The organism is Nonomuraea soli, from assembly GCF_013761175.1.
GTDB lineage: Bacteria > Actinomycetota > Actinomycetes > Streptosporangiales > Streptosporangiaceae > Nonomuraea > Nonomuraea soli.
In genome coordinates this window covers 563,169-577,318 of the sequence record NZ_JACDUR010000004.1, presented here as the reverse complement: position 1 = coordinate 577,318, position 14,150 = coordinate 563,169, and the positions used below count along the sequence as shown (strand labels likewise).

9 protein-coding genes are annotated in these 14,150 nt (G+C 69.4%); 5 read left to right on the top strand and 4 right to left on the bottom strand.

Annotated elements, in window-relative coordinates:
- The 3 genes from HNR30_RS21115 to HNR30_RS21105 all read right to left on the bottom strand — a co-directional run bounded on the left by HNR30_RS21115 (position 1) and on the right by HNR30_RS21105 (position 3,551).
- A complete protein-coding gene (locus HNR30_RS21115) occupies positions 1–864 on the bottom strand; it encodes a carbohydrate ABC transporter permease (protein ID WP_181611618.1) in 864 nt (287 codons plus the stop codon).
- Positions 865–926: 62 nt separating this feature from the next.
- Positions 927–2,321, bottom strand: a complete 1,395-nt coding sequence (locus HNR30_RS21110; RefSeq protein WP_181611617.1) for an ABC transporter substrate-binding protein — start codon at positions 2,319–2,321, stop codon at positions 927–929.
- Between the two features lie 180 nt (positions 2,322–2,501).
- Positions 2,502–3,551, bottom strand: coding sequence for a LacI family DNA-binding transcriptional regulator (locus HNR30_RS21105; protein ID WP_312894548.1), 1,050 nt, complete (start codon positions 3,549–3,551; stop codon positions 2,502–2,504).
- 231 nt (positions 3,552–3,782) lie between these two features.
- On the opposite strand from HNR30_RS21105, the gene HNR30_RS21100 reads away from it, so the two are divergent.
- From HNR30_RS21100 to HNR30_RS21085, 4 genes are all read left to right on the top strand, one after another.
- Positions 3,783–8,045, top strand: a complete 4,263-nt coding sequence (locus HNR30_RS21100; RefSeq protein WP_181611615.1) for a galactose-binding domain-containing protein — start codon at positions 3,783–3,785, stop codon at positions 8,043–8,045.
- A gap of 88 nt (positions 8,046–8,133) precedes the next feature.
- Positions 8,134–10,332, top strand: a complete 2,199-nt coding sequence (locus HNR30_RS21095; protein ID WP_181611614.1) for a S8 family serine peptidase — start codon at positions 8,134–8,136, stop codon at positions 10,330–10,332.
- A 232-nt stretch (positions 10,333–10,564) separates the two neighbouring features.
- Positions 10,565–11,257: a hypothetical protein gene (locus HNR30_RS21090; RefSeq protein WP_181611613.1), complete on the top strand. Its 693-nt coding sequence runs from the start codon at positions 10,565–10,567 to the stop codon at positions 11,255–11,257.
- A gap of 65 nt (positions 11,258–11,322) precedes the next feature.
- Entirely contained in the window at positions 11,323–12,015 is a 693-nt protein-coding gene (locus HNR30_RS21085; protein ID WP_181611612.1) for a maleylpyruvate isomerase family mycothiol-dependent enzyme, read from the top strand.
- A gap of 151 nt (positions 12,016–12,166) precedes the next feature.
- Here HNR30_RS21085 and HNR30_RS21080 read toward each other — a convergent pair whose 3' ends face one another.
- The gene (locus tag HNR30_RS21080) at positions 12,167–12,877 is read right to left on the bottom strand and encodes an SDR family NAD(P)-dependent oxidoreductase (RefSeq protein WP_181611611.1); all 711 of its coding nucleotides are present in this window, start codon (positions 12,875–12,877) and stop codon (positions 12,167–12,169) included.
- A 52-nt stretch (positions 12,878–12,929) separates the two neighbouring features.
- Here HNR30_RS21080 and HNR30_RS21075 point away from each other — a divergent pair, with 52 nt between their 5' ends.
- Entirely contained in the window at positions 12,930–14,102 is a 1,173-nt protein-coding gene (locus tag HNR30_RS21075; RefSeq protein WP_312894547.1) for an MFS transporter, read from the top strand.
- Positions 14,103–14,150 lie beyond the last annotated feature (48 nt).

The following is a 14,150-nucleotide window of genomic DNA, read 5'->3' as shown; positions in this document are numbered from 1 at the left end:
TCACATCTTCTCCTCGCGCGTGAGCCGCAGCTGCACGGCCGCGAACGCCAGCAGGACGAACATGAGCATCATCCCGAGCGCGCCGCCGGCGCCGAAGTTGCCGCCGTAGACGAAGGCGTACTGGTACATCAGGTAGGCCACCGTGACGGTGGCGTTCTCCGGGCCGCCGCCGGTGAGCAGGAAGGGCTCCAGGAACACCTGCATGGTGGCGACGATCTGCAGCATGAGCATGAGCAGCAGGATCAGCCGCGTCTGCGGGATGGTGACGAAGCGGATGCGCCTGAAGAGCCCGGCCCCGTCGAGCTCGGCGGCCTCGTACAGATCGCTCGGGATGTTCTGCAAGGCCGCCAGGTAGATCAGCGTGGCGCTGCCGAGGTTCATCCAGGTCGAGACGATCACCAGGGAGATCAGCGCGGTGCTGGTGGAGTCGAGCCAGGCCAGGCCGGGGATGCCGAACAGGTCGAGGATCTGGTTGAACAGACCGGGTCCCGGGTCGTAGAACCAGCGGAACAGCAGCACGCCGACGATGGGCGGCAGCATGACCGGCAGGTAGACGACGAACCTGAGGTAGGCGCGGCAGTGCCGCAGCTCGTTCAGCACGAGGGCCACGACGAACGGCACCACGTATCCGCACAGCAGCGCCAGCCCCGTGAAGGCCAGCGTGTTCAGCCACGCCGTCCCGAACGCCGGGTCCTCGATGACCGTCCGGAAGTTGTCGAGCCCGACCCACTCCGCCTCGGTGACGAAGTTGGTCTGCTGGAAGCTCAGCAGGAACTGGTGGACGATCGGGTACCAGGCGAAGAAGGTGAAGCAGATCAGTGCCGCGCACATGAAGCCGTAGGCCGTCAGGTTGCGCTTGATCATGGGAATCTCCAGGAGATCGGCGGGGATGCCGGCCCTGGGCGGGACCGGCATCCCCGGACTGGCTAGCCCGCCACGCCCGCCTTGCTGAGCAGGGCGTTGACCTTGGTCTCGGCTTCCGCCAGCAACTCGTCGACGTTGGCGTCCTCCCGGCTCAGCACGGCCGACATGGCCACGTCGAGCACGGCGTAGATCTCCTGGGCCATCGGCGGCTCGGGCTTGGGCGTCACGGTGGCGATGCCCTGGTTGTAACCGGCGTACTGGTCGACCGGCACGGTGGCGTTGGCCTTGCGCAGGTCCTCGATCGCCTGCCCGGTGGGGCTGCCGGCGAAGACGGTGTTGTCGGGCACGCCGACCGCGTTGCCGATCGCCTTGCCGCGCTCGAGGTTGAACTGGCCCTTGCCCGGGGTCAGGAACTGGAACTCGAGCCAGAGCAGACCGGCCTTGATCTGGTCAGGGGTGGCGCGCGGGTGGAACATGAAGCCGCCGCCGCCGATCTGGGCGTGCTTGGCCTCGGGGGCCACGGTCACGCCGTAGTCGGCGAACTGGCCCTTGAATCCGTTGACGACGCCGGGCACCACGTCGGGTGCGCCGAGCATCATGCCGACCTTGCCGGCGCCCATCGGCTGCATGAGCGACTCCCAGCCGATCAGCAGGCGGCTGCCCATGCTCTTGTCGGTCCAGCGCATGTCCTTGAGGTTCTGCAGGACGGCCTTGCCCTCGGGGCTGTTGAAGGCGGCCTTGCCGTCCTTGACCACGTCGCCGCCGCGGGCGTACAGGTGCTGCATGAAGTGCCAGCCGCCGGTCGCGCCGCCGGCGTACTCACCGAAGCCGATGTAGCCGGAGCCCAGGGCGGTGATCTTCTTGGCGGCCTCGCGCACCTCGGCCCAGGTCTTGGGCGGGGTGTTGGGGTCGAGACCGGCCTGCTCGAAGAGCTTGCGGTTGTAGACCAGGCCGGTGCCGTAGCCGGCGCTGGGCAGGCCGTAGGTCGCGCCGTCGGCCTGGAAGAGCGACAGGACGTCCTTGTTGACGTCCTTGTAGGTCTTCACCGACTCGACGTAGGGCGTGATGTCCTGGGCGAGCTTCTGGGAGATGATCTGCGACGTGTTCGTCACGGGTACGAAGAACATGTCCTCGAGCTGACCGCCGGCCAGACGGGCGGGGAACGTCTGCGGGTCGAAGCACGGGAAGTTGTCGGTGCTCTCGAGCGTGATGTGCGGATACATCTTCTGGAATTCGGCGACGTCCTCCTCCCAGGTCTTGCGGTTACGCGGGTCGGTCTTGGGCGGCTTGCAGGCCACCGTGACCGTGACCGGTGCGGCAGCGGCCGCCGGTGCGGTGCCGCCCGCCGTGCTCTGCGCGGAGGGCGACTGTGCTGCCGGGGTCTGCTCGCTGCTGCACCCGGCAGCGGCGAGCGCGAGGCCTGCGCTGAGCAGGATCGCGAGGTTACGGGGCTTCATTAAGGCTCCTCCTGAGGTTACGAGCCCGTTTCACGGCGCGTTGGTGCAAGAAACATACAAACCGCTACAGAAGCCAGCAAGACATCGACGTGATCGATGCAAGAAAGTGACAAGACGACGTATGTGCACTAAAAAGGGCTTCCGGACAGTCCGGAAGCCCTGAAGATGGGTGGCTCTGGCTCAGGCGCCGACCTTCGCGCGCACGGGGCCGGTGGACCCGCGCACGACCAGCTCGGGCTCGAACAGCAGCTCCTCCGTGGAGGCCACCGCCCCGTCGATCTGGCTCACCAGGAGCGTGACGGCCGTGCGCCCGATCGACTCCAGGGGCTGGCGCACGGTGGTGAGCGGCGGGTGGGTGCAGTTCATGAAGGCCGAGTCGTCGTAGCCGACGACCGAGACGTCCTCGGGCACCGACAGACCCAGGCGCCGCACGGCTCTTATGGCACCGAGGGCGAGCACGTCGCTGGCGCAGATGATGCCGGTGATGCCGCGCTTGACCAGGCGATTGGTCACGGCCTGGCCGCCCTCCAGCGCGAAGAGGCTGCGTTCCACGTCCTGCGGCCCGACCTCCAGCCCGGCCCTGGCGGCCTCGGCGCGGAAGGCCTGGAGCTTGCGGTTGGAGGGCACGTGGTCCTCGGGGCCGAGCACCATGCCGATGCGCTCGTGGCCCAGCGAGACCAGGTGGCCGAAAGCCTGCTCCACGGCGACCTCGTCGTCGGTCGACACACGCGGGAAGGCCAGGCCCTCGGTGGCGGCGTTGACCAGCACCACCGGCAGGCGCAGCTCCAGCAGGCGGTGGTAGTGGTCGTGGGGTGCGTCGTCCTCCGCGAAGTGGCCGCCGGCGAAGACGACGCCGGAGACCTGCTGGTCGAGCAGCATCTCGACGTAGTCGGCCTCGGACAGGCCGCCTGCCGTACGGGTGCAGAGCACGGGGGTGAAGCCGCGCTGGGCCAGCGCGCCGCCGACCACCTCGGCCAGCGCGGGGAAGATCGGGTTGGCCAGTTCCGGCAGCACCAGGCCGACCAGGCGGGCACGTTCGCCGCGCAGCTGGGTGGGCCGCTCGTAGCCGAGCACGTCGAGCGCTGTGAGCACGGCCGCGCGGGTCGCCTCGGAGACGCCGGGCTTGCCGTTCAGCACGCGGCTGACGGTGGCCTCGCTGACGCCGACCTTCTTGGCGACCTCGGCGAGCCGACGGGTGGCGGTGCGGCCGGACGCCGGGGATTCAGTCACGAGCGCAAGCATACTGCGGCACTTGCGCAAGAGCTTGCGCTCCCTCGGGCGAAGGTCCTGCATATGGCGAGCGCACAACGGCGACACACCGGTCGTGCGCACATCAACTTCAGCAGTCAGTCGACTATCTGCGAAATCTAGTCGAAATATTGCAGCCTTCTGCTGGCCATCTTATGGTGAGGCCAACTCAGCACGCCCCAAGAGAGGTTCGCACCCCCCATGAGGCCCCCCATGAGACAACGCCCCTCGATCCTTCGCCTGGTCGCGGTCATGATCGCGACCCTGATGGCGGCCGTCGGCTTACCCGCGGCCCCCGCGATGGCAGCGGGCGGCCCCAACCTCGCAGCCGGCAAACCCGTCACGACCAGCTCCTCCACCCAGGGCTACACGGCCGGCAACGTCAACGACGGCAACCAGGCCACCTACTGGGAGAGCGCCAACAACGCCTTCCCCCAGTGGGCCAGGGTGGATCTCGGCACGAGCACCAGCATCGACCAGGTGGTCCTGAAGCTGCCGGCGGGCTGGGAGTCGAGGACACAGACGCTGACCGTCCAGGGCAGCACCGACGGCACCGGCTTCGGCGCCATCGTCAGCTCGGCGGCGTACACGTTCTCCCCCGGCAACGGCAACACCGTGACGATCAACTTCCCGGCCACCACCACCCGCTACGTCCGCGTCAACATCACCGCCAACACCGGCTGGCAGGCGGGCCAGCTGTCGGAGTTCGAGATCTACGGCACGGCCACCTCCTCCGGCAACCTCGCGTCGGGCCGGGCGATGAGCTCCAGCACGACCGTCAACGGCTTCGTCGCGGGCAACGCCAACGACGGCAACCAGGCCACCTACTGGGAGAGCGCCAACAACGCCTTCCCCCAGTGGATCCAGGTGGACCTGGGCTCGGCCGTCAGCGTCAACAAGGTCGTGCTGAAGCTGCCGTCCACGTGGGAGTCGCGCACCCAGACCCTCGCGGTCCGCGGAAGCACCGACGGGACCACCTTCACCGACCTCGTGGCGTCGGCGGGCCGCGCCTTCACCCCGACGGCGACGATCACCTTCAACGCGGCGATCGTCCGATACGTCAGGGTGCACATCACCGCCAACACCGGCTGGCCCGCGGGGCAGCTGTCGGAGCTCGAGGTCTACGGACCGGACTCCGGTGACACCCAGGCGCCGACCGCACCGGCGAACCTGGCCTACACCCAGCCGGCGAGCGGCCAGATCCGGCTCACCTGGACCGCCTCCACCGACAACGTCGGGGTCACCGGCTACGACGTCTACGCCAACAACGCCCTGCTGACCAGCGTCGCGGGCAACGTCACCACCTACACCGACAACCGGCCGGCGAGCGAGACGGTCTCCTACTACGTCAAGGCCAAGGACGCCGCGGGCAACCAGTCACCCGCCGGCAACACCGTCACCCGCCAGGGCGACACCGGTGACACCCAGGCGCCGACCGCGCCCTCGAACCTGGCCTACACCCAGCCGGCGAGCGGCCAGATCCAGCTCACCTGGACCGCCTCCACCGACAACGTCGGGGTCACCGGCTACGACATCTACGCCAACGGCGCGCTCCGCGCCTCGGTGGGCGGGAACGTCACCACCCACACCGACAACCAGCCGGCGACCGCCACGGTGACCTACCACGTCAAGGCCAAGGACGCCGCGGGCAACGTCTCCGCCGAGAGCAACGCGGTCACCCGCACCGGCACGGGGACCGGGACGAACCTCGCGAGCGGCAAGGAGGTCGTCGAGTCGGGCCACGTCCACACCTTCGTGGCGGCCAACGCGGTCGACGGCGACCTGAACACCTACTGGGAGGCCAACTCGGGCGCCTTCCCCAACACCCTCACCGTCAAGCTGGGCGCCAACGCCAACCTCACCCAGGTCGTGCTCAAGCTCAACCCGGCCACCGCGTGGGGCACCCGTACCCAGAACATCCAGATCCTGGGCCGCGACCAGGGCGCCACGGCCTACACCAGCCTCAAGGCGGCCGCCGACTACGTCTTCAACCCCGCCTCCGGCAACAGCGTGACCATCCCACTCACGGCCACCGTCGCCGACGTGCAGCTGAGGATCTCCAGCAACACCGGCGCACCCGGCGGTCAGATCGCCGAGTTCCAGGTGTTCGGCTCCGCCGCCCCCAACCCCGATCTCGTGGTCACCGCCGCGTCGTGGACGCCGGCCTCGCCCGTCGAGACCGACGCGATCACCCTGTCGGCCACGGTCAGGAACCAGGGCACCGCCGCCTCCGCGGCGACGAACGTCAACCTCTACCTCGGCGAGACCAAGGTCGGTACGGCGAACGTCGGCGCCCTGGCGGCCGGCGCCTCCACGACCGTCACCGCCGGGATCGGCCCGCGTGACGCCGGCTCCTACGCGCTGACCGCCAAGGCCGACGAGGCCGGCACGGTCGTCGAGCAGGACGAGGGCAACAACTCCTTCACCGCCTCCTCCGCCCTGGTGGTCCGCCAGGTCGACAGCTCGGACCTGGTGCCGCTGGTGACCTGGTCGCCCGGCAACCCGTCGAACGGCGGCACGGTCACCTTCTCCGTGGCGCTGAAGAACCAGGGCACCGTGGCCTCCGCCGCGGGCGCGCACCCCATCACGGTCACCGTGCTGGACGACTCGGGCGCCACGGTCAGGACGCTGACGGGCAGCCACAACGGGGCCATCGCGGCCGGCGCCACCACCTCGCCGGTCACCATGGGCACCTGGACCGCCGCCAACGGCCGCTTCACCGTGCGCGCGGTCGTCGCCGACGACGCCAACGAGCTGCCGGTGAAGCGGGCCAACAACACCGTCAGCCAGTCACTGTTCGTGGGACGCGGCGCCAACATGCCCTACGACCACTACGAGGCGGAAGACGCCGCCACCGGCGGAGGCGCCGCCGTGGTCGGCCCCAGCCGCGACATCGGCGAGCTGGACGGCGAGGCCTCGGGCCGCAAGGCCGTCACGCTCAACCAGACGGGCGCCTTCGTCGAGTTCACCACCAAGGCCAGTACGAACACGCTGGTCACCCGGTTCTCCATCCCCGACGCGCCGGGCGGTGGCGGCATCAACTCCACCCTGAACGTCTACGTCAACGGCGCCTTCCACAAGGCGATCAACCTGACCTCGCGGCACATGTGGCACTACGGGCCCGAGGCCGGACCCAACGAGTCGCCCGGCTCCGGCGCACCGCGCCACATCTACGACGAGGCCAACGTGATGCTCGACGGCACCTTCCCGGCGGGCACCAAGATCCGCCTGCAGAAGGACGCCGCCAACAGCACCACCTACGCGATCGACTTCATCGACACCGAACAGGTCGCGCCGATCGCCAACCCCGATCCCGCCAAGTACGTCGTCCCCAACGGCACCAGCCACCAGGACGTGCAGGCGGCCCTCGACAAGGCCAGGATGGAGAGCGGCTGGGAGGGCGTGTACCTGCCCGCCGGCACCTACCAGATCAGCCAGAAGTTCAACGTGTACGGCAAGGCGATCAAGCTGGTCGGCGCCGGCCCCTGGTTCTCCAGGTTCTACGCCCCCACCGGCCAGTCCAACACCGACGTCGGCTTCGACGTGGCCGCGACCGCCGGCGGCTCGTCGTTCACCGGGTTCGCCGTGTTCGGCAACTACATCTCGCGCATCGACGGCCCCGGCAAGGTGTTCAACCTGACCGGCGTCAGCAACCTCACCCTCGACAACCTCTGGGTCGAGCACCAGGTGGTCATGGTCTGGGGCACCAACATCCAGAACGTCAACGTCACCAACAGCCGTGCGCGCAACCTGTTCGCGGACGCGATCAACTTCACCAACAACAGCCGCAACAACACGGTGCGGAACGTCGACTCCAGAACGTCGGGAGACGACGCGTTCGCCCTGTTCAACGCGCAGGACATCGCCCAGGGCGACAATACGGGCAACGTCTTCGAGAACCTGTCGGCCACGCTGTCGTGGCGTGCCGCGGGCCTGGCGGTCTACGGCGGTCTCGACAACGTCTTCCGCAACATCTACATCGCCGACACGCTGACCTACTCGGGCATCACGATCAGCTCGCTCGACTTCGGCTACCCGTTCCGCGGGTTCGGCACCACGCCGACGAGGTTCGAGAACATCTCGATCATGCGGGCGGGCGGCCACTTCTGGGGCGCCCAGACCTTCCCGGGCATCTGGCTGTTCTCGGCCTCCAAGGAGTTCCGCGGCATCCGCGTCACCAACGTGGACATCGTCGATCCCACGTATCACGGGATCATGTTCCAGACGAAGTACAACGGCGGTCAGCCGGAGAACCCCATGACCGACACGGTCCTGACGAACATCAGCATCTCGGGGGCGAAGAAGAGCGGCGACGCGTTCGACGCCAAGTCGGGCTTCGCCCTCTGGGCCAACGAGCTCCCCGAGCCCGGCCAGGGTCCGGCGGTGGGGTCGGTCACCTTCAACAACCTCACCATGACCAACAACCACACCAACATCCGCAACACCACGACCACCTTCACCATCAACATCAACTGACGGATTCCTCCTGCTGAACAGGGGTGCGGCCATCTGCCGCACCCCTGTTTGTCATCTTGTCGTCTTTTTTCATGCTTATGCTAAGAATATGATGATCAAATGGAGGTTAGTTGCGGCCGTCGCGGTGGGACTGATCGGCGGCCTCGTGCCTGCCCAGTCTGCCTCCGCGACGGCGGAAGAGGTCTTCTGGTTGCGCTTCGCCCAGGACGCCGACTTCCGCGGCCTTGAGAGCAAGAAGACCAAGCCCGCCAAGAGCACGGAGGTGATCCGCGCGCGGAAGAGCGCGGCGGACTCCGCCCAGAAGCGGGCCATCGATCTCCTGCACGACGTCGGCGCCGAGTACACCTCGTTCTGGATCTCCAACACGATCCAGGTCAGGGGCGATGCCGCCCTCCGCGCCCGCCTGGCGAGGTTGCCCGAGGTCGCCAGGGTCGAGGCCGACCGGCCGGTGCCGATGACCGTGCCCGTCGCCACCTCCCCCGCCCAGGCGTCTTCCGAGGGCGTCGAGTGGAACGTCAGCAAGATCCGCGCGGACCGGACGTGGACCGAGCACGGCGCGCGCGGGCAGGGCATCGTGGTCGCCAACATCGACACGGGCGTGCAGTGGGACCATCCCGCTCTCGCCGGGCAGTACCGCGGCCAGTCCGGCTCCGGCGTCGACCACGACCACAACTGGTTCGATCCCGCCCAGGCCTGCCCGGCGGCGGCGCCCTGCGACACCGACGGCCACGGCACCCACACGATGGGCACCATGGCGGGATCCGGCGGCATCGGCGTCGCGCCCGACGTGAAGTGGATCGCGGCCAAGGCCTGCGAGCAGACGACGTGTTCGGCCGCGCACCTGCTGGCGGCCGGTCAGTGGATGCTGGCGCCGACCGACCTGTCCGGCGCCGATCCCCGGCCCGACCTGGCGCCCGACATCGTCAACAACTCCTGGGGCAGCATCGGCTACAGCGAGTGGTACATCGACGTCCTGGACTCCTGGGTGAGGGCAGGCATCTTCCCCGCCTTCTCCGTCGGCAACGACGGTCCCGCCTGCATGACCACCGGCTATCCCGGCGGCAACGGCCAGGCCTACGCCTCGGCGGCCTTCGACGCCGAGGACGTCATCGCGCCGTTCTCGAGCCGGGGCGGCGACACCTCCTACACCAAGCCCGACCTCTCCGCACCCGGCGTCGACGTGCGGTCCGCGGTGCCCGGCGGCGCGTACGCGAGCTACAGCGGCACCTCCATGGCCTCACCGCACACCGCGGCGACGGTCGCCCTGATGTGGTCGGCGATGCCGTCCCTGCGCGGCATGGTCGACGACACGCGCGTGATCCTCGACGCGACCGCGATCCGCGTGCAGGACACCACCTGCGCCTACGCCGCCGACGGCAGCAGCAACGCCGTGTGGGGCAACGGCAAGCTCGACGCCTACGCCGCGGTGGCCCGCGCCAGATCCGGTGTGATCCCGCCCGGCAGCGAGCTGCCACTGCAGATGGGCTACAACCGCACCCTGCCCGGCACCCCCGGCCACTGGGGCTACCACTCGGTCGACCGCGACCCTGCCACCTACTGGGAGGTCCCCGCCGGTCTCACCGAGGTCGGCATCAACTACGCCTTCCAGGGCGGGCGCCGTACCGCCGACAAGGTGGTGATCCAGGCCCCCGCGGGCGAGCCGGCCAGGTCGCTCACGTTCGCGGTGCGGGCCGCCTACGCCGGGCTCGCCGACTACGAGGACGTCGTCCCGGCGCGCAGCTACACCTTCGACCCCGCCACGGGGAACCAGGTGACCGTCAGCTTCCCGCCCGCGTACGGGTGCTGCCTGTCCTTGCACTTCACGGGCGGCCCCCAGACGGTGAAGATCGCCGAGGTGCGGGCCTTCTCCGGCGCGGGCAAGAACGCCGCCCTCGGCCGCCCGGCCCAGGGCACCGCGCAGCAGGGTTACGCGCCTGCCAACAGCGTCGACGGCGACGCGGCCACCTACTGGGAGAGCCACAACCACGCCTTCCCGCAGACCCTCACCGTCGACCTGGGCGGCAGCTGCCGGATCTACCAGGTGGAGCTGGCCCTTCCGCCCGCCTGGGGCGCCCGCACCCAGACCGTCTCCGTCGAGGGCAGCACGGACGGCGTGACGTTCTCGAAGATCGTCGGCCCGCGCGAGCACGTCTTCGACCCGGCGGCGGGCAACGTCGTCGCGGTGGGCTTCAACATGGCGGCCGTGCGCTACGTACGCCTGGTGTTCACGGGGAACACCGGCTGGCCTGCGGCGCAGCTCGCCGAGCTCCGGGTCCTGGCCGCCTGACGCGTATTTCGGTCATCCCAAAACTAGGTAAACGGATTCTGTCATGATCCACCAGGTCAGAACCTTGATCACAAACTTTCCGCAACTTGAGTCAACCTTCTCCCCAATTTGTGCCTCAAAGTAAATAGAGGGTCGGCAGTCCCGAGCCGACCCCCTGGTAACGGGGAGAGGAATCAGCACCCTCATGAAGAAACTCGCAGTATCTCTTCTGGCCGTCGCAGCCGGTAGCACCATGCTCGTTCCCGCGAGCGCGGCGTTCGCGACCACCACCGATCCCACGGTGGACATCGTCGACATCTCGCCGAACCCGGTGAAGGTGCCGCGCGGCGGCGAGACCAAGGTGAAGATCGTCGTCGAGGCGTCGCCCGATGTCGACAAGGTCGAGATCGCGGTCGAGCCCGCCGACGGACAGGTCCGCACGTTCGTCGCCAAGGAGATCGGCAACACCGAGAAGTGGGTGTACACCGTCTCGTTCAACGGCAACGACCCGGCCGGTAAGTGGAAGGCCACCGCGCTCGCCACGGACGTCCAGACCAGCAAGACGGACTCCGACCGCGCCTACTTCTACGTCGAGCAGGCCCCGGCGGGCAAGCTCGACACCCGCTTCAGGCACTTCTCCGCCAACCCGGAGAGCGTGAAGAAGGGCAAGAAGATCTACTTCGCCGGTCGCCTCCAGGTGAACGACGAGGGCTGGCACAACGCGAGCGGCGAGAAGGTCAACATCTACTACCGCCAGAGCCGTCACAGCGGCTGGAAGTGGGTCGCCCGCGACTGGACCGACCGTCACGGCCGCTTCTACGCCACCACCAAGGCGTGGAAGTCCGGCACGTTCAAGGCCGTGTTCGCCGGTAACGACGAGCTCAACGGCTCGACCAGTGGCTACGAGTACGTGCGCGTCAAGCGCTCCTGGTACTCCCACCACTAAGAAGTGAGCGAACAGAGCCCGGCTCCGGAGAGGAGCCGGGCTCTTTCGTGGGTAGGGCTGCAGGCATGCTGGACAATCACGATCCCTTCGACATCTTCGACACCGAGGCGGCCCGGCTCGACCGGCACTTCGCCACGCTCGACGAGCGCGGCTGGGCCAGGCCCACCCGCTGCGAAGGCTGGTCGGTGCGCGACGTGCTGGGCCACCTGGCCGGCGAGGAGCTCTACAACCACGCCTGCCTCGACGGCTCCGTGCCCGCGCTGATGGCCAAGCTGGAGGAGGTCGGCGTACGCGGATTCGACGACTTCAACCAGTGGTGCGTGGAGCAGCGGCGTGACCTGCCCGTCGCCGACGTGCTGGCCGAGTGGCGAGAGCGCAACGGGCAGACGCGCGAGCGCATGCGGGCCCTCGGACGCGACGCCACCCTGGCGACCGCCGCCGGGCCGTATCCGGTGGGGCTGCAGACCTTCCACTACTGCTCGGAGTACGCCACGCATGCCGACGACGTGGGCGCCGAGGTCGGCGACGACGAGGCGGAGGCGCGCACGCGGTGGCGCGTCGACGTCGGCCGGTTCGCCCTGGAGGAGGCGGGGGCGAAGGTCCAGGTGGAGCAGACGGCCGAGCAGATGTGGGTGCACGCCGGCGACGCCGGCGCCACGCTGTCCTTCCCCGAGTTCGTGGAGGCCACCGTGGGGCGGCTGCCCGCCGATCACCCGCTGGACCAGGAACTCGCCTCCGCCCTGCGCTGCCTGGCCTGAGCCCCCGGCCACAGGCCGTGAAGCTCGGGTGTGCCCGGCGCAGGGCGCGCGGGGCGCAGATCGCCTCGGGCCCTGGAGACGCAGCGCTCAGATCGCCTCGGGCCCTGGAGACGCAGCGCTCAGATCGCCTCGGGCCCTGGAGACGCAGCGCTCAGATCGCCTCGGGGTCCAGGCCCAGGGCCGCGCGGCCGCCGTCGACCGGCACGCTCACGCCCGAGACGAAGCTCGCCGCGTCCGACAGCAGGTAGGCCACGGTCGCCGCGACCTCCTCCGGTCCCGCGGCGCGGCCGAGCGGCTGCAGCCTGGCCACCTCCGCCTCGACCGACGGGCCGCGCTCGGCGACCATCTCGCGGTAGCGGGCGGTGGCCACCGTGCCGGGCGCCACGGCGTTGACCCTGATCCCGTGCCTGCCGTACTCCACGGCGAGGGCGCGGGTGAGCCCTTCGACGCCCGCCTTCGCGGTGGCGTACGGCAGGGCGCCGGGCACGGGCCGCTGCGCCTGGTGGGAGGTGACGTTGACGATCGCTCCCCCGCTCCCGCGCGCCATGAACCTGCGTACGGCCTCCGCGCACCCCACGACGGCCAGGGCGAGGTTGGCCTGGATGAGCCCCAGCACCTCCTCGACAGGGGAGGAGTGCAGCGACGCGTCCTGGAAGATCGCGGCGTTGTTCACCCAGCCCCTGAGCGTGCCGTACTCCTCGGCCAGGTCGGCGGCCCGCGCCGCCACGGCCGGGTCGCCCGCGTCCCCCACCACGTCGGCGGGTCCTGCCCGGTCGATCACAACGACCTTGCCGGGCAGCGCCTCCACGATCGCGCGTCCGATGCCCTGTGCTCCTCCGGTCACCACATATGTATCGCCCATATTGTGACCCTAGTCACTGAAGATCCGGATCAGTCGTGCGAGAGTCGAAGGCGTGCTCCGCGCACGGACGACGGGACCCCGATTGGTCGCCGCGCTGGCGATCACCCAGACCATCGGTTTCGGCGTCCTGTACTACGCCTTTTCGGTCTTCATCCCGCCCATGAGCCGCGACCTGGGCGCCGGCGTCGCCCAGCTGACCGTGGCGATCACGCTCGCGAACCTGGTGTCCGGACTGGCCGCCCCGCTCCTGGGCCGCCGGCTCGACCGGCGCGGCGGGCGCGGCATGATGACCCTGGGCTCGCTGCTCGGCACCGCCGGCCTGCTCGCCTGGTCGCAGGTGCAGAACCTGCTCCAGCTCTACCTGGTCTGCCTGGTGCTGGGCGTGGCCGCGGCGATGGTGCTCTACGAGGCCGCCTTCGCCGTGATCGTCGCCTGGTTCGACCCGGAACGGCGCTCCAGAGCGCTCCTGTCGGTCACGATCGTCGCCGGATTCGCCTCGACCGTCTTCATGCCGCTCACGGGACTGCTGGTGGAGGAGTACGGCTGGCGCACGGCGCTGGTGATCCTGGCCGCGGGCTACGGGGTGATCGCGGTGCCGCTGCACGCGACCCTGCCTCGGGTGAGGGCTCTGACCCGAGCCCCCGCCGGGGTGGGCGCGGCCCTGCGCGAGCGGCCGTTCTGGCTGCTGGCCTTCGCCTTCCTCACCCAGACCGGTGCGGTCGCGGTGGTGGCGATGCTGCTGGTGACGTATCTGATCGTGCTGGGCCATCCGCCGTTGTTCGCCGCCACCGTGGCGGGTCTGCTCGGCGTGCTGTCGGTGACCGGGCGCGTGATCACCACCGGCCTGCAGAGCCGCTGGCCGATCGCCCTGGTCACCGCCGCGGTCTTCGGCCTGCAGGCGCTGGCCGCGCTGCTGCTGCCCCTGACCGGGCGGAGCGTGCCGGGGGCGATCGGCTCGGTGGTCCTGTTCGGGCTGGGCTTCGGGGTGGCCACCATCGCCCGCCCCGCGCTGCTGGCCGAAAGGTACGGCACGGCGGCCTACGCCTCGATCAGCGGCGCCACCGCCCTGCCGATCCTGGCGGCCAAGGCGATGGCGCCGCTGGTGGCCGCCTTCGCGGCGCAGGTCACCGGGTACGCGGTGGTGATGACCGCGGTTGCGGCGGCCTGCGCGGCGGGCGGGGCGGCCCTGGTGGCCTACCAGTGGATCACCCGCGAGCCCCACTGAGACCGCTCGCGGCGCGACCCCGGCTCATGGCGCACCCTTTGTTCACGC